The sequence below is a fragment of the Novipirellula galeiformis genome (assembly GCF_007860095.1).
Lineage (GTDB): Bacteria > Planctomycetota > Planctomycetia > Pirellulales > Pirellulaceae > Novipirellula > Novipirellula galeiformis.
In genome coordinates, this window is the sequence record NZ_SJPT01000006.1 from 36048 (window position 1) to 55829 (window position 19782).

General features: G+C 55.4%; 16 protein-coding genes, 1 tRNA gene and 1 pseudogene. 12 read left to right on the forward strand and 6 right to left on the reverse strand.

What is annotated here, in order from left to right; all coding sequences use genetic code 11:
- The first annotated feature begins 6 nt into the window (after positions 1–6).
- From Pla52o_RS16815 to Pla52o_RS27490, 5 genes and pseudogenes are all read left to right on the forward strand, one after another.
- Positions 7–1179 (forward strand): ABC transporter permease, encoded by a 1173-nt coding sequence (locus tag Pla52o_RS16815; protein WP_146595793.1) that lies wholly within the window; start codon positions 7–9, stop codon positions 1177–1179.
- Between the two features lie 54 nt (positions 1180–1233).
- Positions 1234–1995 carry a MarC family protein gene (locus Pla52o_RS16820; RefSeq protein WP_146595794.1) on the forward strand — a complete coding sequence of 254 codons (762 nt, stop codon included), beginning with the start codon at positions 1234–1236 and terminating at the stop codon, positions 1993–1995.
- 2 nt (positions 1996–1997) lie between these two features.
- Positions 1998–2741 carry a DUF542 domain-containing protein gene (locus Pla52o_RS16825; protein WP_146595795.1) on the forward strand — a complete coding sequence of 248 codons (744 nt, stop codon included), beginning with the start codon at positions 1998–2000 and terminating at the stop codon, positions 2739–2741.
- Positions 2742–3074: 333 nt separating this feature from the next.
- Positions 3075–3137: pseudogene (locus Pla52o_RS27935) on the forward strand (ACT domain-containing protein); the annotation flags it as partial.
- 127 nt (positions 3138–3264) lie between these two features.
- On the forward strand, positions 3265–3456 hold the full coding sequence (locus tag Pla52o_RS27490) for an ACT domain-containing protein (RefSeq protein WP_231612424.1): 192 nt from the start codon (positions 3265–3267) through the stop codon (positions 3454–3456).
- 119 nt (positions 3457–3575) lie between these two features.
- On the opposite strand, the gene Pla52o_RS16835 is transcribed toward Pla52o_RS27490, so the two are convergent.
- Both Pla52o_RS16835 and Pla52o_RS16840 read right to left on the reverse strand, forming a co-directional pair.
- Positions 3576–4613: an NADP-dependent oxidoreductase gene (locus Pla52o_RS16835; RefSeq protein ID WP_146595796.1), complete on the reverse strand. Its 1038-nt coding sequence runs from the start codon at positions 4611–4613 to the stop codon at positions 3576–3578.
- A gap of 356 nt (positions 4614–4969) precedes the next feature.
- On the reverse strand, positions 4970–6322 hold the full coding sequence (locus tag Pla52o_RS16840; RefSeq protein WP_146595797.1) for a sigma-54-dependent transcriptional regulator: 1353 nt from the start codon (positions 6320–6322) through the stop codon (positions 4970–4972).
- A 250-nt stretch (positions 6323–6572) separates the two neighbouring features.
- Here Pla52o_RS16840 and Pla52o_RS16845 point away from each other — a divergent pair, with 250 nt between their 5' ends.
- Entirely contained in the window at positions 6573–9644 is a 3072-nt protein-coding gene (locus tag Pla52o_RS16845; RefSeq protein ID WP_197169303.1) for a PAS domain S-box protein, read from the forward strand.
- The gene (locus Pla52o_RS16850) at positions 9641–10006 is read left to right on the forward strand and encodes a response regulator (protein WP_146595799.1); all 366 of its coding nucleotides are present in this window, start codon (positions 9641–9643) and stop codon (positions 10004–10006) included. Before Pla52o_RS16845 ends, Pla52o_RS16850 begins: the two co-directional genes overlap by 4 nt.
- A gap of 1519 nt (positions 10007–11525) precedes the next feature.
- On the opposite strand, the gene Pla52o_RS16855 is transcribed toward Pla52o_RS16850, so the two are convergent.
- From Pla52o_RS16855 to Pla52o_RS16870, 4 genes are all read right to left on the reverse strand, one after another.
- Positions 11526–11607: transfer RNA gene (locus Pla52o_RS16855), tRNA-Ser, on the reverse strand.
- A gap of 106 nt (positions 11608–11713) precedes the next feature.
- Positions 11714–12133: a hypothetical protein gene (locus Pla52o_RS16860; protein WP_231612425.1), complete on the reverse strand. Its 420-nt coding sequence runs from the start codon at positions 12131–12133 to the stop codon at positions 11714–11716.
- Positions 12134–12142: 9 nt separating this feature from the next.
- Positions 12143–12508, reverse strand: a complete 366-nt coding sequence (locus Pla52o_RS16865; protein WP_146595801.1) for a hypothetical protein — start codon at positions 12506–12508, stop codon at positions 12143–12145.
- A gap of 507 nt (positions 12509–13015) precedes the next feature.
- A complete protein-coding gene (locus Pla52o_RS16870) occupies positions 13016–13318 on the reverse strand; it encodes a P-II family nitrogen regulator (protein WP_146595802.1) in 303 nt (100 codons plus the stop codon).
- A 465-nt stretch (positions 13319–13783) separates the two neighbouring features.
- On the opposite strand from Pla52o_RS16870, the gene Pla52o_RS16875 reads away from it, so the two are divergent.
- The 5 genes from Pla52o_RS16875 to Pla52o_RS16895 all read left to right on the forward strand — a co-directional run bounded on the left by Pla52o_RS16875 (position 13784) and on the right by Pla52o_RS16895 (position 19532).
- Positions 13784–16066: an NfeD family protein gene (locus Pla52o_RS16875; RefSeq protein WP_146595803.1), complete on the forward strand. Its 2283-nt coding sequence runs from the start codon at positions 13784–13786 to the stop codon at positions 16064–16066.
- Positions 16066–16695 (forward strand): NfeD family protein, encoded by a 630-nt coding sequence (locus Pla52o_RS16880; RefSeq protein ID WP_146595804.1) that lies wholly within the window; start codon positions 16066–16068, stop codon positions 16693–16695. The genes Pla52o_RS16875 and Pla52o_RS16880 overlap by 1 nt, the downstream gene beginning before the upstream one ends.
- 265 nt (positions 16696–16960) lie before the next feature.
- Positions 16961–18028: a flotillin-like protein FloA gene (gene floA / locus Pla52o_RS16885; RefSeq protein ID WP_146595805.1), complete on the forward strand. Its 1068-nt coding sequence runs from the start codon at positions 16961–16963 to the stop codon at positions 18026–18028.
- Between the two features lie 99 nt (positions 18029–18127).
- A complete protein-coding gene (locus Pla52o_RS16890) occupies positions 18128–18574 on the forward strand; it encodes a hypothetical protein (protein ID WP_146595806.1) in 447 nt (148 codons plus the stop codon).
- Between the two features lie 52 nt (positions 18575–18626).
- The gene (locus Pla52o_RS16895) at positions 18627–19532 is read left to right on the forward strand and encodes a YihY/virulence factor BrkB family protein (RefSeq protein ID WP_146595807.1); all 906 of its coding nucleotides are present in this window, start codon (positions 18627–18629) and stop codon (positions 19530–19532) included.
- The last annotated feature ends 250 nt before the right edge of the window (positions 19533–19782 follow it).

Consider the following 19782-nt stretch of genomic DNA (forward strand, 5'->3'; position numbering starts at 1 on the left):
CCACACATGAGCGAGATGCCGTCCAACAACCGTATTCGCGCCATGATCGTTTGGTGGAACCGAATGCGAGTGATGACGATCAAGGAATACTTGCAACTCTATCGTGATCGCATTTTGATCGTGTTCATGGTTTATGCATTCACCTTGGAGGTGTTTCTGGCGGGTTCGGGCGTGAGCATGCAGTTGCACAACGCGGCAATGTGGGTCCATGATTCCGATCACAGTTTTGCATCGCGAGAACTGATTCACCGCTTTCGCCCTCCCCATTTCAGCATTGATGGTGAAGTCCTTAACCATCGAGAGAGCATTGAACTGCTGGATCGTGGCGAAGCGATGGTCGTGCTCGATATTCCGCCCCAGTTCCAGGAATCACTGCTCAACGGCGATACGACGAGTGTGCAGATGCAGATCGACACCTCCAACCCTGTCCTCGGCTTCTTAGCGACCAGTTACGGCAGTCAGATTGTTGGCCAATATGGACTCGAAGCGGCGATGAAACGCGAAGGTATGAGTCTGAATGAACTCGCGATTCCTATCATCAATGAGGAACATCGGGTCTGGTACAACGCTAATCAGAACGACGCATGGTTCATGTCGGTCGTCGAAATGCTGAACGTCATTACGATGTTTGCCATCCTGCTGCCGGCATCGGCGATGGCGCGAGAAAAAGAGCGAGGCACGGTCGAGCAACTGATGGTTTCGCCACTAACGACGTTCCAGATGATGTTCCCAAAAGTGCTTGCGATGACAACCGTGATCTTGGTTGGAACGCTAATAACGATCCACTTGATTCTGCAGCCGTTCTTTGGTGTTCCATTTCGCGGCAGCTTGACATTGTTTATGGCGGTGACAGCGTTGTACGTGTTTACGACCGCTGGTATCGGAATGTTGCTGGCAACGATTGCCAAAAACCTGGCACAAGTCGGAATGTTGACCGCATTGATCTTTATTCCGATGGTTTTCCTGTCAGGAGTTTGGACGCCACCAGAGAACATGCCACCCGTGCTTCGATATTTCAGTTCGATCGCACCCTTACACCACTACATCGACGCCAGCCTTGGCATCATGCTGAAGGGTTCCGGGGTCGCCCTGCTATGGGATTCGATTCTAGCAATCGCATTGTTCGCGGTAGCAACCTACGGCCTCAGCATGAGCTATTTTCGCCGTCAACTTGGTTAGCGCCCCATTCCGAAGTAGAAGTACGCGAGACAGATAATCGAGAACTGCGAAAATATGGAAACCGATCTAATCAAATTCGTCGCTGCGATCTTTGTGATTACCAACCCGCTGGGTGCGATCCCACTGTTTCTGTCTCTATCGAAAGAATATTCGACACGGGAGCGGCGACGAGCAGCACTACTTGCATCAATCACGGTTGCCATTGTCTTGTCCTCCAATATCGTTCTCGGCGAACTCATTCTGAAATTCTTCGGAATCAGCATTCCGGCATTTCAAGTAGGTGGAGGCATTCTCATCCTACTGCTTGCGATCTCGATGCTGCAGGCTCGCCAAAGTTCCATTAAACATACTCATGAAGAAGCGAAGGAAGCGGCTGACAAGGACTCCATCGGAGTCGTACCTTTGGGGATTCCTTTGCTTGCTGGTCCCGGTGCTATCAGCACGGCGATCATTTTCGCACATCGAAACGACGGCTGGCTCGACCATCTTTCAATGATCGGTGTCTGCGTGGTACTCGCATTTTGCATCTGGTCAGCACTTCGATTAGCCGAACGAATCGGACGACTTCTCGGTCGGACCGGAATTAACATTGGAACGAGGCTGATGGGGCTAATTCTGGCAGCAGTCGCAGTCCAATTCATCTTCGACGGAGCACAATCGCTATGGAACAATCCGGCGATGACTTCACCGGCCAGCGAACCTACTGGCCCGAGCTTAGCGGAAGTCGTCAACACCTTCGTCACAAATGATCCATTATCCGGAACTCACGAGAACCTCCGCGCCCTCCCGCTGCAACTAGCACATAAAGGAATTTAGAGATGTCCGCGTTGCAAACACAAAGGTTGACCGAGGAATCATCCGTGGGACATTGGGTTGCCCAGCATCCGGTGACCGCAGACGTCTACGAGACACTGCGAATCGACTATAGCTGCAGCGGTGACAAGTCGCTGAAAACGGTCTGCCGGGAGAATGGGCTCGAAGTCATTCGCGTTCACTCCTTGCTGCAAAGCACAATCGCAGACGTTGACGATGCGACGAAAAACAAGTGGCTGCACGCACCGCTCGCCGATCTGTGCGACCATATCGAACAGTCGCATCATGCGTTCCTAAAGAACTCACTACCGACAGCGACATCTTTGCTTGCTCACGTCGTCGAGTTACATAGCGACGATCATCCGGAATTGTTGGAAGTCCACCACCATTTCGTCGCTTGGCGGGACGAAACCTTGGAAGTGATGGCCGCCGAAGAACGCTCATTGTTCCCGGCGATACGTCAAATGGAAAGCGAAGGTGAGAGTCCAAGTCGAGACTGGCGTGGAATAGCCAAGCTGATTCGTCGTGTCGGTTTTGAGCACAACGACATCGGCGTTGCGTTAAGCGAAGCCCGTGATGCATCCGGGAATTATGTCGCACCGCCAGACGCAAGCCCAACCTATCGGCAAACCCTCGGACTGCTACGCCGCATCGAAATCGACGTGCGGCATCACCTCCACAAAGAAGAACACATCCTCTTCCCACGAGTCGAGAAGAGGGCAAATAAGACGGGTGCCAATGAAGCCTGATCTAGATTCAACGAACACCACTCACCCGCGTACATCTCCAAGCACATTTTCGCTCCTGGCGAGGTCGGCCAAACTCAATAGCGAAGCGTGACGACTTCGATGCAATGCCATCACGGAATCGATTCGCCTCAGACAATAAACGCGTCAAAAAAACAAGAACGAAGCACCTCAGCAGAAGTAAATTGGCATAATGACTTTCTGCTCCCCTTTCCCCAAAACGGGGCGAGAAGATCCATGCTAAACCAGAGATACCGAATGACTTGTCGTGAGGTACTTACCAGTAGACGACTTCGATCTTCTGGAAGCTTCATGACAGGCGAAACCAATCTCCCAATGTTGCTGCAAAACATTCAGCCCGTACTCCAGGACGGCGAGTTCGTTTTTTGCACGATGAAACCGGCGACTGCGTCTGATCTTTACGTTTCTCCCATCGGTCCGTTTCTTGAAGTCGAAGGGGGTAACTCTGATACTTGCGAAGGCCCAAGCAGAGGCGAATGGTCTGGACTTCTCGTACGTTTGCAGGATGATAACTCTCAAAGTTCACTCCAGTCTCGAAGTGGTTGGTTTTCTTTTTGCAGTGACGGCCAAACTGGCTCAAAGTGGAATCAGTGTGAACGTAGTCTCGGCCTATTTTCACGATCACCGTTTTGTGCCAACGGGCCGTGCCGATGAAGCGATGAAGGTGTTGAACGACGTCGCCCTACGGGCGACGTAACCGCATGCCATAGGCGCAATCATTGATCCGGTTGTTGGTCATCGCAATGATCTGCCGCTCAGCTTCGTCTTGCCAAAGACGTCGTTGATCGACTTGTACTATTCAGCGTTTAACGTTTCTTAACGTTCTTCTCCAACACGAACCACAAGCTTGCCGAAGTTTTTGCCTTCGAGCAGGCCGATGAATGCGTTCGGTGCATTGTCAAGGCCATCAACGACGTCTTCGATAAACTTGACTTTGCCTTCAGCGACCCATGGCGTCATTTCTGCGAGAAACTCTCCGTATCGAGAACCGTAGTCGTCGAAAATGATGAAGCCTTGAGCCTTGATGCGTCGCACCAAGAACGTTTGCATCAACAACGGCAACCGGTCTGGTCCTTCGGGTAATTTGGTGTCGTTGTAGTGCGCGATCAATCCGCAAACAGGAATCCGAGCCTTGACATTCAAGAGTGGAAGCACTGCGTCGAACACTTTCCCACCGACACTTTCAAAATACACGTCGATTCCGTCCGGACACGCGTCTGCGAGTTGTTCGGCAAAATCGGGTGCGTAGTGATCGAGGCACTCGTCAAAGCCAAATGCTTCGATCCCCGCTTTGCACTTTTGGGGCCCGCCTGCGACTGCGACGACGCGACAGCCTTTGAGCTTGGCTATCTGTCCAACAACGGCGCCGACCGCGCCAGTTGCGGCGGCGACCACAACGGTCTCACCGGGTTTGGGCTGACCAATATCAAGCAGCCCCATGTAGGCCGTGAAGCCTGGCATTCCAAGCACGCCGAGCGATCGGGATGGATGCTCTAGTTCCTGCCCCAGCGGTATCAGCCCTTTTCCATCGGATACTTCGTAATCCTGCCAACCGGTGTAGCCCAACACCCAGTCACCCTCAACAAAGTCGGGGTGCATTGACTGCTCAACTCGACAGACCGTACCACCAACCATCACCTCGCCAAGCTCAACCGGCGGCGCGTAAGAAGGCGCGTCACTCATACGGCCCCGCATGTAGGGATCGAGTGACAGATAGACCGTTCGCAGTAAGACTTGACCTTCGCTCGGTTGCGGCAAATCCGTCGTTTCCAATCGAAAGTTGTCAGGCGTAGGTGCGCCTTGTGGTCGGGAGTTCAATAAGACACGGCGGTTTATTTCGCGGGATTGCGACATCGTCAAATCTTTCAGTTGTGGTTGCGGTTGTTTAATCGTCAGCGTGAAAGCAAAGCTTGTGCCGATGGTCGTCACTCTGACTCATCAATGGGGTGGATACCGAAGGTCTCGCCGAGGCTCGCGTACAAGGCAGAGACGACATACAGCGTTAAGAATGTCGGGACGATCAAGCCGTAGATCATCAACCACACCGTTCCTTAACGGATGGTTCGTGCCAATCGAAAAACACGAAACGTCGAACGAAGTGCGCAAAACAATCCGGGCAATTCGCGCTCATATGGGCAACGGAACGTAGTAGACGAGGTTACGAATCCCTGGAGCGTGAGTAAGGGTGGCCTCGTCCACTCCATTTGGGATCACCCCTCGATGCCGTGCTTTTCCATCATGCGATAGAGCTTGCGGCGTTCGACGCCGAGCGCTCGTGCGGCTTTCGACTTGTTGCCGTTTTCTCGCTGTAGAACTTCAGCAATGTGCGCTCGCTCCAGGGCGATCAAGGAACCCACCTTCGGAAATTGCGTAGTAGAGGATTGGCTGACGTGATCTTGCGTATTCTCGTGACGAAACTCTTCGGATAGGTCACTGATCGTGATGACTCCGTCGTCAGCAAGAATCTTGGCCCGTTCCAAGGTGTTGATAAGTTGGCGAATGTTGCCAGGCCATGAATAAGCGACCAATGCTTGCCGAGCATCTGCGTCCATCTCATGGTCGTTGCCCAAAAAGTGACTGACGAGTAGCTCGATGTCGCCGTCACGCTCTCGTAGCGGTGGCAAGTCCAAGGCCATCACGTTGATGCGATAATACAAGTCTTCGCGGAAACGGCCTTCGTCGACTTCGATTTTCATGTCACGGTTCGTTGCGGCGACGATGCGAACGTCGACCCGGCGTTCTTTATGCGATCCGATGCGCCGGAGTGATCCGTCTTCGAGGACGCGCAGCAACTTCGGTTGCAACGCGAGTGGCAGTTCACCGATTTCGTCGATGAACAACGTGCTGCCATCGGCGACTTCAAACAGCCCCGGTTTCATCGCCGTTGCGCCAGTGAACGATCCTTTTTCGTGACCGAATAGTTCACTCTCGACAAGATTCTCGGGCAGAGCGGCGCAGTTGATCGTGACCAGCGGTCGTTCACTGCGTGAGCTACCGATGTGAATTGCTTGCGCAACCAGTTCTTTGCCGGTGCCGCTTTCGCCTTCGATCAGGACAGCCTTGTTGGTAGGGGCGACTCGGTCGATCAAACGACCTAAGCGTTGCATTGGCTCCGACGTGCCGATGATGGCGGTCGCCGGCTTCTTGGTGCGTGTGATGACTTCGCGTAGTTGAGTGTTCTCCTTCTTCAGTCGACGACGTTCAACCGCCGCGATGCAGCGGCGTTCCAAGTCACCCATCGGAAAGGGCTTGGTTTGAAAATCGAACACGCCCAAACGCATCGACTCGACCGCGTTATTGATCGTGCCTTCGCCGGTCAGCACGATCACTTCTGTGTCGGGATTGGATTCACGCATCCGCTGGACCAGCTCGATCCCGCATAGCCCCGGCATGTTCCAGTCGAGGATGACGACGTCGAAGTCATGCTTTAAACATTGCCCGATCCCCTCTTGGCCGCTGGTCGTTTGCGAAACCCGGTGCCCCTTCTTCTCAAACCAGCGAACACAGCCTTCGCTGAAGTCGACGTCATCATCGACAAAAAGAATCTCGATTGATTCAGGCATGCTGTTTTGCTCCCCATGCTCCAAATTGCCAATTGCCCGTATATGCACACACGATTGCGCATATTCGGGCAAATTGCGCCAATTGACGCGATGGCACTGGATGATTCTGGTAGTTTTGGCGGCGAAAATCGCCGGGTACGCTGGTTGCTTGACTAGCGAACGCAAAGCGAATGCCACTTCATAAAACGCCAAGCACATGCCCGTTAAACTCTCTGATCCATCTTTCAACTCCAGCGACGATGCTGACGAAATGACTGCAAAAGCAAATGCCGACGAAGCGTTTCAACCGTTTGCGGATGCAATGCCGGCGATGATTTGGACCTGCGCGGCGGACGGGTCGGCAACCTTCTTCAACCAGAAGTGGTGTGAGCTGACAGGGATGTCAATGAAAGACTCGCTGGGCGACGGATGGGCGCAAGTCATCCATCCCGACGATCGAGAGCGAGTTTTGGCGACTTGGCAGCACGCAACTCAAACCCCACTCAGCCACGACATCGAATTGCGGTATCGGATGGCGGACGGCTCGTACCGTTGGCACCTTGTCAGTGCCATTCCAATGCTTCACGCCGATGGAACGGTGAGCCATTGGCAACGCATTTGTACGGATATCGAAGCGCAACGGTCATCGCTGGAGTCGTCCGAGACATTGATGCAAGCCTTCGTGGATTCAGCAGTTGATGGAATCATCACGATTGACCACCAAGGTAGGATCGAGTCCTGCAACCCGTCAGGCTGCGTGATGTTCGGATACGATGAGTCCGAGATCATTGGCCAAAACGTCAGTCGTCTGATGCCACCATCGTTCGCGACACGGCATGATGACCACCTTGCGAGCTATTTGCAAACTGGTGAGAAAAAGATCATCGGGATAGGACGTGAACTGGTTGGCCAACGGAAAGATGGGACGGTTTTCCCCATGAAGATTGCCGTCAGTGAGGTTCATGTTGGTGGACGAAAACGGTTTGCAGGAATCGTGCATGACCTAACCGAACGAGATCGACTGCAGGATGAGTTGCGTGGTCGTCAACGCGTGCTAGAGCGTGTGGCGAAAGGTAGGCCGCTGAGCGAAGTGCTTGACACTTTAATCGCATTTGCCGAAGAGTCGCGGCCCGACATGATCGCCTCGACCCTTGTCTTAGATAAACAAGAGGGATGCTTACGGCATGGTGCGTCACGACAACTTCCTGATTTCTATCTGGAAGTGATTGACGGTGTGGTGCCTGGCCCCAAGGTCGGCTCATGCGGTACAGCAGCGTTTACCGGCGAACGCGTGGTGGTCGAAGATATCAAGACCGATCCGTTGTGGGAGGACTATCGCGACCTAGCGACCCGAGCGAATCTGCGGGCTTGTTGGTCGGAACCGATCATCGCTTCGTGCGGACGAGTTGTCGGTACGTTCGCGATGTACTACACCGAACCCCGTTCTCCGGATGCCGAAGATTTGCAGTTTGTCGAGAGTTGCGCCAAGGTCGCGGCGATCGCGATCGAGCGAGAGAGAGTGGACAGCCAACTGCGTCAAATGGCGGCAATCGTCGATTCAACCGATGACGCAATCATCCTAAAAAATCTAAAAGGCGTGATCGAAAAGTGGAACCACGGTGCCGAGCGAGTGTATGGTTACTCGGCCGCCGAAGCAGTCGGCCAGCCAATCGCAATGCTAGTTCCCGACGATCGAGCCTACGAACTCAAAGCGAATACAGAGACGATTCGACAAGGAGGAAAGGTCGACCATTACGAGACGGTGCGTGTCACTAAAGACGGCCGACGCATTCACATTTCCTCGACGCTTTCTCCCGTTCGCGATACGGAGGGACGGCTAACACACTTCGTCGATGTTCAAAACGACATCACGCAGCGCGTCCAGGTCCAAGACGAAATCGCTCGCGAACGTGCGGTCCTTGACACGATCGTCAGCGGTATTCCTGACGCGTTGCTGATGGCGGACCTTGATCGCAAACTCACGCACTGCAACCAAGGAGCGTACGAAATGTTTGGCTACGCGCCAACTGAGCTCATTGGCCAGCCAAAAGCAATCTTGTACGCGAACCCTGACCAACACTCCTTGCAAGGGATGCAACGATTTAATCCGGCTGCTCGTCAGCACACCGAGGTGGTTGAGATCGAATGGCGACGAAAAAACGGCGATGTGTTCACGGGTGAAACGGTGGGAACGATCATTCGCGATCGTTCCGGAAAGCCGATCAGTTATCTTGCCCTGATTCGCGACATCACAGACCGAAAGCACGCCGAAGCAACGATCCGTGAGAGCAACCGCAAGTTGTCGTTGTTACTGAGTAATCTTCCTGGTGCGGCGTTTCGCATCGCAGGCGACGCCGACTTCACCGTTGAGTTCGTCAGCGACGGTTGCTTGGAATTAACGGGATACTCAGCCTCTGAACTCACCACCGGAAGGATGCTCTTATTTCCTGAAGACTTGGACGAAGTCAGGAAGAAGCTCAATCGCAGCGTTGCCGAACGAGAACCGTTTGATTTTGTGCATCGTGCCCGGCATCGAAATGGAGAAATACGGCGGATTTGGGCGCGGGGGCAGGGCGTTTTCTCCGACGAGGGAGAGTTGATTGCGATCGAAGCGTTCATCTCCGACTTTACCGAACTACACGATGCGCGTGAGCAACTCGTGCAATCCGAACGACTCGCGGCAGTAGGTCAAATGATTTCCGCAATCGCGCACGAAAGTCGCAACGCGCTCCAGCGAATCCAAGCCGGCACGGACATGCTCGGACTCGAGCTTGACGAACACTCCGACGCGCACAACGATCTCCAACGAATCAATCGCGCCAAAGAAGACCTGCTGCATCTGTTCGAAGACCTGCGAAGTTACGCGGCTCCCATTCAACTTGACGTACGCGCAAAGAACCTTGCCGAGGTCTGGCATCAAGCTTGGGCCAATTTGGAAGTTTCACGAACTGGCTGCGATGCAGAGCTGTTGGAGAACACCGGCGGTCTTGAGCTAACGTGTATCATCGACGCATTCCGAATCGAACAGGTGTTTCGCAATTTGATGGAGAACGCTCTGGCGGCATGCAGTTCGCTGGTTCGGCTCACGGTGTCATGCACCGAATCCGAAATCAATGGTGCACCAGCGGTGTGCGTATCGATCTGCGACAACGGGCCAGGATTAACTGATGAACAGAGAGCACGAGTTTTCGAGGCATTCTTCACGACAAAGTCGAAAGGCACTGGCTTAGGCATGGCAATTGCTAAACGTATCGTTGAAGCACACCAGGGAACCATCGCGGTCGGAGACGCCAGGGACGGCGGGGCCGAGTTCCTAATAACATTGCCACGGACACTTTCGTGATACGCTCGATAAAAATTGCCATCGCCGACGACGAAGAAGACATCCGTCAGTATTTTCGACGACTCCTTCCAAAACTCGGCTACGAACTAGTCGGCGAAGCTGAGAACGGGCGCGAGCTGGTCGAACTTTGTCAAACGGTAAAACCGGACCTCGTCATTACCGACGTCATGATGCCGGAGATGTCTGGAATCGAAGCAGCTACCGAAATCAGCAAAACACAGTCGGTACCGATCATCATCCTCTCGTCGCACGAAAAGCCAAACCGTGACACGAACACCTCCATCGTCGACTACCTACAAAAGCCAGTAAGCATCCCCGACCTACAAGCCGCCATCAGCCGAGCTTGCCCCGCGGCATTATGAATGGATCGAAGAAAGACGCTTTCGACTCTTCCGTAGGACGTCCCATTTTCCGTAGGACGTCCCAGCGTTGAGATCGAAGAATGACGTCGGCTATCAAGAACGCGGATGGCATCCGCTAACGGATCGACGTCTAAATTAGAAGCCGAAATGCGGCATAGGAAAGGGTGGATTCACCCTGGGCGGCCACGATGTGGCCAAAACACATTTGTTTTTGCCACATCGGAGGCCAAGACGTGGCAATGTACATGAGAACGCGTCTTAGCCTTTGATGTTCTAGCGAACGGTTTCACCGTGGGAAATCGTTGAGACTCGAAACAACATGAATGCAACGGAATCTCTGACACGAGACACAAGGCTGATGCTGCTTCGGCCGGATCTGCACCTCGAACGTTTGACGTTGCCGTTTCGTTGGAAGGCTTACCATCGCGGCGGGACGAAAACGATTCGCCCCCCACAACGCTCGACTGATTCTCGTCGGCGGTGCGAAAGCCCGCACCCCAAAACGCTACCGCGCCATCTTGGATAAATTTGTCGCCTAGCGGGCGAGCATTCATCTCCGAAATTGGCATCGGGTGACCCGGGGGGAACCCTCGAAAACGTTGCCCCGCACCGGGAGGACAACGAAGATGCTCGCAGAACGATTTACGGCGAACTGAATCTCGTCAAAACGATGTTTCGTTGGCTTTGCTTCAACGGTCACATCGACCGAAAGACACCCAAGCTAAAGCTGGATTCCCGCGAGCCTACTGCTACACGACCGAAGAAGTGAACGCGATGCTCATACCGTGCGCTAAATCGAAAGAGCTGACATGGCTTTGGTGCGCCACCATCGCACTGGCGTTCACGGGCTTGCGGATCAGTGAGTTTGCATCGCGCAATTGGTGAGACATTCGGTTCGACGTGAGGACGCTTACGCGTCGCTGATAAAAGTGGCTTCGTAGAATAAGGTTCTGATCGTCGTTCGACCAAGAACAGCCGCAGTCGGCACGTTCCGCTTCGGAGAGAACGCCTTGCGATGCTCCAATCCCTTTCAAAGGATCACCAGTATGTATTTCTCTGTCCACGAGGTGGGCGTCTGAAACCAGACACGGTGCGGAACATTCTTGTCCGGGAAGTCATCGCGAAGGTTAAGGACAAGTTTCCGAAAATGTATCCGGGCGAGCGATGCTTCAAGGATGGTCGACTCCACAATCTGCAACACTATTTTTGCAGCACGTGCGCGAACAACTGGGATTCCGGCGCGGATGGTCATGTCCTAGCTCGGACATGCCGACACCGAGATGGTCCGTCACTACTACCATCTGAACGACGGAAGGTCACAACAATCAATGGACCAACTCAAACCTCTCGGCGAAGAGGCCGTTACAAAGAACGACGAAGAGGACCTAGCCGCAACGGCTTAACCAACCTGCAAACCGTTGTCAGAACATTAGTTATGGCACACTCGTGGCACACAGCGGTGTACCAAAGAAAAAACACCCTCGAAAACACGTGGTTTTCGAGGGTGTTTTTAGCAAAGCGGAGGACACGGGACTCGAACCCGCAATCCATTTCTGGACAACTGATTTCGAATCAGCCTGCTAGCCATTCGCTTATCCTCCGGCTCGGTTAGCATGTTGCTACGCGGTATAATCGCCTGCCTTGCCGCTGGCGTCAAGTGTATCTGGCCCGCGTAGAAGCCAGTCGATCCAATTTTATCAAAACAGTCTAACTGTGGTGAGAAACGACGATCCGATCGAGCTTCGATCCCACGCGAATTTGTTGTAATTGGTCGACGATCTCTGGCTCAAATGCCAAAATCGATTCGATCTCCGCCGCTCGCGGATGCGCTGCGGAAACGGATAATTTTGTATCCGACCCCGATTCACCTCGCTGGAATCCGACCTCCACCGGCGGCGTGACCCCGATACCTGCGGCCTCCAGCCGTGAACGAATCGCCCCAGCGACTTTGTCGATCATGGTACGCAGCTTGGAATCGCTTAGCGGCTGGCTTTCTACGGAATCGCTCTGCAGCAGTTCGTCGAATCCAACGGCCTTCTGAACACCGCTGGCCAGCTCGCCGACAACTCGGCTCGCCAGACTGGCAGCTTCGAAGGCCATTCGCGCGGTCGTAATGGGGGAATTCAAGCGATCGACTCAGTGTTTGTGTTCGGTGGTGAAGTGAAATTCCTTGAGCCATCGCTCCCACTTGTGGGCGTCGTCGTGACTGTTGAGCTTCAATTCATGCCACTCAGGACAACGATATTTAACGTCCATATGCCCGTTGTGCTCGCTGAGCGTCACTTCGCAGCCCAGTTTTTTCAACGTTTTGGCAATCGTGTCCGCCTTCTTCGCGTCATGGATGTGTTTTGCCTTCCAATCGGTCAATCTGTATCGCACGATTTCATCGGCCGGCGCGAGCTCATTCGCCGCAGCCAGGGTGGGCTCGTTGGCGATCGCATTGGGCGAAGCGAGTGCGGGCAACAACGTCAACGCTGCGGTGATCATTAACATTCGGTACATGAACAATCCTAGGGAGATGGGGGGAGGCAATGGGTTGGCGGAGGCCATGGTTGGGGAATCCGAGCGTGCCACGATGGCAAACGGATCGAATCCGCTTCCGCCTCGGGGGGGACCGATTCGTATCGTCGGTCGACCGCGGGTGTAAGTACGAAATCGGAGCGGATCCCGTCAAGATGCTTCCGCAGCGGAGAGCTCCGATCCGCGAACTTCGGGGAGAAGTTCAGTGGGCTGCGGGGGGCAATCGGTGAGACGCCGGGCAATCGTGAAGCGAGGGGCAATCGTGAGCCGCGCCCCCATCAACCGAGCATCATGGCTTTAATATCGCTAACTTTGGACCGAGGGCCATAAAACCCTCCCCGCTCGCTCATCGCGACCCTCCCAGCGGGAGGATGTTTCCCGCTTTGCCTTTCCTAAAGCCCGCTTTGCCTTTCCTTGAGGGCGTGCAATGCGACTAAATCAGCATTCTGCAAACCTCGGTGGAGGGGTCGTACGCCAGGTGCCGTTGGCTTACAGGTACTCCGAAACGGGCAACACCAAGATTTTTCCATCGCCGATACGTCCCGTGCGAGTGACCGAGACAATTTTTTGCAAAATTTCTTCACAGCGTGAATCGTCGACCCACAGCGTGATTTCCACTTTGGGAACAAAGGCGTGGGAGTACTCGGTCTCTTTGTACTCGTTGAGGTAGCTTTTTTGACGTCCGTAGCCCTTCACCTCCATCACGCTGAGCGCTTCCAACGGAGCGCGTCGCAGACTGGCGAGTACCTGTTCCGCCAAATGAGGGCGTACGGTGGTGATGATTTGTTTCATGCCTTGGGAACCCCTTAGATACGCCGTCTGCCCTCCGTTACCCAGCGAAAACCGCCTGCCCCCCGGCAGGGCATTGCGGCCCCCGACTGGGCATTGCGATCTATCACAGGGGGGAGAGTTAGCAGTGTCAAAAGCTGAGACCGATGCCGTCTTGAGCGTGGAAACATCCATGGTACGCCGGAAATTTCCTCAGGGGTAGCAGCAGCGGGCGGGGAAATCGAGCGAATGCGGCATTATCCCAAGCCGTAATACGGTATCCAAAGGCGTAATACGGTAGGCTACAAAATCAGGGTAACGTCGCAAATTTGCCCGACGAGTGGTTCGTCTTTCGTTACCCGCTCGATTGCTTTGGTTCTATAATTGGCATTGAACATTGAATAGAGAACAGAACAGTGAACCGAATGGCCTCGGGCTTGCGGACCGCCTCCCGCCCAGGGCCTTTCGTCCATTTACAGGGAAGAAGCAATGAAAGCCGCGACTGCAGCATGCGGGCAGGCGACTTCAACGAACGCGATGGTTTGCCGTAGCGTGATGGCGTTTTTGTTCGCTTTGACCGTCGCGGTCGCGACCTCGCCCGAGACCTTTGCGGCGACGGCGTCCCCCGCCACTGCGGAACCCGCCGCCCAGGGCGGCGCCCCCCAAGACGGCGGCGATGGAGCCGATGCCGACCCCGGCAAGGTTGGCTACACGATCGAAATGCCCGAACCGTTGACGGCTGCGGATACCACCCGCATTCTGGCTCAACTCCAACGGCTGGCTGAATCGTCCACGGACGGTGCACGCGTCACCGTGGTGATGCGTTACGCGGCGTCCGAAGAGGGCGAGGATGTTGCCTCGCGTGGTAACACCTCGTTCGAAGACGCGTTGCGATTGGCGCGCGCGATGACGGGCCCCGAACTGCGTCGCGTCCGCGTCGTGGCTTGGGTACAAGGGACGGTGCAAGGGCATTCGGTGTTGCCCATTTTGGCTTCGGATTTATTGCTTGTTTCCGCGGGCGGAGTGATCGCCGACGCCTCTCAGAACGAAACGAGTGCGGACGAAACGATCGAGGTCAGCTACCGATCGATTGCGGCCCGGCGAGGCGTGTTTCCAGCCGAGGTGGTTCAGGCGTTGGTCGATCCCGGCGCTGAATTAGCCCGAGTTTCGAAGGTCGATGGCAGCGAGGTGTTCGCGGTCGGTGAAACATTGGCAACGCTGCGTTCGAGCGGCCAAGTCACGAGCGAATCGATTTGGTCGACTTCGGAGAGTCCCCTGCGGATCGATGCCAAAGAGTTACGCGCCGCACGCATCGCGTCGGGAATCGTCAATAGCAACGACCAGGCCAGCGAGCTGCTTGATCTGGCCGCGCTCAATCCACTCGACGCCCAACTAACGCTAGGGGAACCGGTCGGTGTCTTGATGGAGTTGATCGGCTCGATCAACTCCGGCCGATCGCGTCGTTGGCAAAGCAATTTAACCGCGACGCTTGAGTCGGGCGAGATCAACACATGGGTGATCTCGATTGATTCCTCGGGGGGAAGTTTAAGCCAAAGTGCGACGTTAGCAGGTTGGTTCGCGCAACCCCAACCTCCGCTGCAGACCGTTGCGGGATATATCCAAGGCGAAGCCCGCGGTGACGCGGCGTTGATCGCGATCGCGTGTCGTCCGTTGTTGATGAATCCCAATGGAAAACTGGGCGGTCCGGGTGGCGAAGCGATCGATGCCTCGATGGTGATTCGCAACGACGAGTTGATTGAGCAAATTGCCCGGTCGACAAAACGGCCCGCCGCCTTGATCCGCGGCTTGTTGGACCCTGAGCTTGAAGTCTATCGCTACACCAACCGCAAAACGGGACGGATTCGCTATGCGACGGAGTCCGACTTATTGCGTGGGGCCGGCGACGTGGATTCCGAACGCGAGCGATGGCAGCGTGGGGAACGCATTGAATTGGCTGCGGGTTTGACCACGGCTCAAGCGATTGCGTTGGGGTTAGCCGATGGCGAGTCTCCTTCATTGACCGATGTTTCGCGTCGAGTCGGGCTGAGCGAAATCCCGCCGCCGTTGACGGACCGAAAAATGGTGCGATTTGTAGAGAAGCTCGGCCGCAGCCATGCGTTGGCGTTCTTGCTGTTGTTCATCGGATTTGCGGCGTTGTCGACCGAAGCCAATGCGCCCGGTTTAGGCATCCCCGGCTTCGTCGCGGTGATTTGTTTCGCGATGTATTTTTGGATTAAGTTTTTAGCGGGCACGGCGGAGTGGTTGGAATTATTAGCCTTTTCGTTGGGGTTGATCTGTATTGCCATCGAAGTCTTTGTGGTGCCCGGTTTTGGGGTGTTTGGCATTGGCGGTATCGGGCTCACCGTGCTCGGCATCGTGCTGATGAGCCAAACCTTCATCGTGCCTCGAAACGTCTATCAATTGGAGGTTTTGACGCAAAGTATTTGGACGGCATTGTTTGCGGGGTTCGGATTGATTGGAGGCTTCATTGCCTTTCGGATGTTGATGCCGCATGTTCCCTTGCTGGGTGGATTGACGATGGAACCGCCCGATTCGGCCGCCGTGAACGAAGCGGAAAAGCTCGCCGATTTCTCGCATTTGCAAGGCCAGACGGGCGTCGCGACCACGCCCCTACGACCGGCTGGGAAAGCGCGTTTTGGAGACCAAATCGTGCAAGTGGTCAGTGATGGGACGACGATTTCCAGCGGGGAACCGGTGCGCGTCTGCGAGGTCCGCGGGACACGGGTTGTGGTTGAGGCATTTGAAAGTTGATGCCGCTTTATTACGCCTACGCCTTGCTGTTCGTGTTCTACGTCCTGCTAGTGCTGGAATTTTTGATTCCGAGCGGCGGGTTGGTTGGCATTGCTGCGGTGGTGACCGTCATCTCCGCGCTGGCGGTAGCGTTTGCGCATAGCACGACCGCCGGAATGACGTTGTTGATGATCGTCGCACTCTCCACTCCCTTGATCTTTCTCGCCGTGATTCGCATTTGGCCTCACACTCCGATTGGACGACGCATTTTGAATCGGCGGCCGGGTCAATTGCACTCACCGGGGCCGCAGCGAACGCTGGCCAACGGCAAGCCGCTCGACGACATTGTCGGAGCGGTCGGCGTCGCCATGACCAATCTCTTGCCGAGCGGGATGGTGAAGATTGGCGGATTGCGGCTGGATGCGGTCAGTTTGGGGATGGCGATCGATGCGGGCGAATCGGTGATCGTGACGAAGGTGGAAGCGGGCAAGATCTATGTGCGTCCGATCAGCGAAGCCGAGCGTTTGGCGACACTCGCCGCGGCCAGCGGAGCGAGCGGTCCGTCGCCGCCCCCCATCTCGCCACCCTCGCTGGAAAATTCGCCCGATTCCTTCGATTTCGATACGCTCGATTTAGAAAACCCCAATTAGCCATTGCACACCGTCGGGGCTGCGAACGGACCGCTTAATTTTGCAGTTGCCGCCAACAGGGTTGCTCGCCGCCGCAGCCTAAGGAAATGCCCTGGGAAGGCTTCTGGACGGCGGATCGCCGCATCAGCATAGTTGACATCGCCCTGGCGGAGCGGGACATTAGGGAGCTGCGACACACCCTTGATCGATTCGCTTTCACACCGCAAGTGTTTTAGCCAGAGCTTGCCTCCCCTTTGGACTTGCCTCCCCTTTGGAAACGCACCCGATGTTAGAACCTGCCCTTCTTGCTCAAGAGTTGCCCAACGCAACCGTGCCGATTTTGATCGGGGCCCTCGTCTTATTCGCTGGGATGATGGTGCTGTTGTTTGTGTTTGCCAGCTACTTTGGTTTGTGGATTCAATCGCAGTTGACCGGGGCGAACATCTCGATTTTCAACTTGCTGGGGATGACGTTCCGAAAAGTGAACGCGCGCAGCATCGTTCGCAGTAAAATCATGGCGACTCAGGCTGGACTAGAGGATCCTGAGATCACGGGCGAAGCACTCGAAGCCCATTACTTGGCGGGCGGAAATGTCCAACAAGTCATTCGCGCATTGATCGCGGCCAAAAAAGCCAAAACAATCTCGCTGACCTTCCGCGAAGCAACGGCGATCGATTTGGCAGGACGCGATGTGTTGGAATCGGTGCAAACGAGCGTCTACCCCAAGGTCATCGATTGCCCACCGCGTGGATCGGTCAAACCTTCGCTCGATGCGGTTGCCAAGGACGGCATCCAATTGAAGGTAAAGGCGCGCGTGACCGTGCGTGCCAACTTACAACAATTGATCGGTGGAGCGACCGAAGAAACGATTATCGCGCGTGTTGGTGAAGGGATCGTCAGTGCGATCGGTAGTGCCACGAACCACAAAGCGGTCCTCGAAAATCCCGATGTGATCAGCAAAGCGGTGCTCGCCAAACGATTGGATTCCCAAACGGCATTTGAAATCGTTTCCATTGACATCGCCGACATTGATGTCGGAGCCAACATTGGTGCTCGACTGCAAGCCGATCAAGCCGAAGCGGACACTCAAGTCGCTCGCGCCCGTGCCGAAGGGAAACGGGCCGCGGCGGTCGCCGAAGAACAAGAGATGCAGGCTAAGATTGAAGAGAGCCGCGCGTCGTTGGTCTTGGCTCAAGCCTCGGTTCCCGAAGCGATGGCCGAAGCGTTTCGCAGTGGCAACTTGCACATTTTGGATTACTACAAACTGCAAAACGTCAGTGCGGACACTGAAATGCGAAAGACGATTGCGGGAACAGGACGTCACGTGGTCGAAACCAATTACGGTAAAGACTAACGCGGCGAATCGCGAAACCGCGCAAGTTCCATTTAGGTCGGGCCGTCACGCAAGTAGTGGCGTCTCGATGCCCAAAAAATCAAAAACAAAGTAACGATCATGGCGGGCGATCTCGAAGATTTCTTACGTCGTGCAGCCCAGCGTCGGCAAGCGAACGCGGGAGGCCAACCGGCGGCACCACGACCGGCCGCCCCCCAGAAACCTCAGCGACCTCAATACAGCAACAGCCGCACCGAGCGAATATCACGCGACGTCGAAGACGAGATCTACGTCGCCGAGGTCGTCGAGGAGAAGCCCAGCCCGTGGCAAGAGCGCCAACGCAAAATCGAAGAGGCCAAACGGGCCGCCAAGGAAGCCGAATCGGTCGCCGCGTTAGCGTTGGCAAAAGTCAAAGCGTCAAATCGCTCGGCAGCACCGCCCGCTCCGGAAGTGAAAATGACCGGAGATGTGGCGGGCGATCTATTGCGTTTACTGCAATCGCCCGAAGGCATCCAACAAGCGGTCTTGCTGCGTGAAATTCTCGAACGTCCGGTAGACCGCTGGTAGCGGTGAGCCAGCGGCGGGGCCCGATCATTATGCCAAAATCCGGACCGAGTCGATGGGATATTTGAAACAGACGCTCTCGGAATTTTCGCGGAACCGCTGCAGTACGCTCGCCGCCGCCTTGGCCTACTACACCGCCTTTGCTCTGCCTCCGCTGATTTATCTACTGTTGGTCATCCTGACCTTTGGATTGTCGTTGGCGTACGACAGTGAGCATGCCCAAGCGAAGGCCGAGAAGGTATTGACGAGCCAAGCCGCTGAGATGATTGGGAATCAATCGATCAGCGACGAGATCGCGGCGATACTCGAAAACGACCGCGCTGCGACAGGCAAGTGGTGGAAGACGCTGCTCAGTTTTGGCGGCATCGTGCTGGGGGCGACCGGGGTCGTGGGTGCCCTGCAAGATGCGATGAACCAAGTTTGGGAGGTCAAACCCGATCCCGAAAAATCAGGGATGAAGGCGGTGCTAAGAAAGCGAATCTTGTCGTTTGCGATGATCTTGGGACTGGGCTTCTTGCTGATCGTTTCGCTATTGGTCTCCTCGATTTTGACCGCACTCGGCGAGCGATTGACCGAGATGATCGGGGTAAACGTGGGTTTGGTCAGTGGAGTCAGCTATGTCGTCCAGGCGTTAATTGCGATGACCGTCTTTGCCTCGATTTTCAAGTTCATGCCGGACGCCAAAGTGCAGTGGCGTGACGTCTTCGTGGGCGCCTCGGTCACCACCGTGTTATTCCTGGTCGGACGATATGCGTTGCAGTGGTATTTTTCGTATGCGAGTCCCGGAGCACAATTGAGTGCGGCAACCGCTTCGATCGCGGTGTTGTTGGTGTGGGTTTACTACACGGCCATGATCGTGTTGCTTGGCGCCGAAGCGACTCAGGTTTACGCGGTTCGCTACGGCGCCGGGGTCCAGCCCGACTCTAACGCGGTTCGCGTCATCGAGACGATCCAGCGCTGAGAAGCAACGTCTCTCATGCTGCCATACTCAACGCCCGCTCATCCCTAAACGATCCCGCGGGCCTAAACGATCCCGCGGGGCCCCAAGGCGGTGACACCGCCGGTAGACGGCGTTCGATTTTCGGCCATGTTGCTTGGTGGCCGCACAAAGAGGGTGCAGCCGAACCAGGGTGCCTTTGGCGAGCAGAAGCGGCGGGGATGTGGCCCGCGGCCCGGCACGCAGGCGTGTGGAGTCGTGGCGCGTGGGGCAG

Coding starts and splice junctions, on each gene's coding strand:
- Pla52o_RS16865 (WP_146595801.1), bottom strand. CDS start 12,508: ATGTACCGAATGTTAATGATCACCGCAGCGTTGACGTTGTTGCCCGCA.
- Pla52o_RS16820 (WP_146595794.1), top strand. CDS start 1,234: ATGGAAACCGATCTAATCAAATTCGTCGCTGCGATCTTTGTGATTACC.
- Pla52o_RS16875 (WP_146595803.1), top strand. CDS start 13,784: ATGAAAGCCGCGACTGCAGCATGCGGGCAGGCGACTTCAACGAACGCG.
- floA (WP_146595805.1), top strand. CDS start 16,961: ATGTTAGAACCTGCCCTTCTTGCTCAAGAGTTGCCCAACGCAACCGTG.
- Pla52o_RS16880 (WP_146595804.1), top strand. CDS start 16,066: ATGCCGCTTTATTACGCCTACGCCTTGCTGTTCGTGTTCTACGTCCTG.
- Pla52o_RS16825 (WP_146595795.1), top strand. CDS start 1,998: ATGTCCGCGTTGCAAACACAAAGGTTGACCGAGGAATCATCCGTGGGA.
- Pla52o_RS16895 (WP_146595807.1), top strand. CDS start 18,627: ATGGGATATTTGAAACAGACGCTCTCGGAATTTTCGCGGAACCGCTGC.
- Pla52o_RS16890 (WP_146595806.1), top strand. CDS start 18,128: ATGGCGGGCGATCTCGAAGATTTCTTACGTCGTGCAGCCCAGCGTCGG.
- Pla52o_RS16815 (WP_146595793.1), top strand. CDS start 7: ATGAGCGAGATGCCGTCCAACAACCGTATTCGCGCCATGATCGTTTGG.
- Pla52o_RS16870 (WP_146595802.1), bottom strand. CDS start 13,318: ATGAAACAAATCATCACCACCGTACGCCCTCATTTGGCGGAACAGGTA.
- Pla52o_RS16845 (WP_197169303.1), top strand. CDS start 6,573: ATGACTGCAAAAGCAAATGCCGACGAAGCGTTTCAACCGTTTGCGGAT.
- Pla52o_RS27490 (WP_231612424.1), top strand. CDS start 3,265: ATGATAACTCTCAAAGTTCACTCCAGTCTCGAAGTGGTTGGTTTTCTT.
- Pla52o_RS16840 (WP_146595797.1), bottom strand. CDS start 6,322: ATGCCTGAATCAATCGAGATTCTTTTTGTCGATGATGACGTCGACTTC.
- Pla52o_RS16835 (WP_146595796.1), bottom strand. CDS start 4,613: ATGTCGCAATCCCGCGAAATAAACCGCCGTGTCTTATTGAACTCCCGA.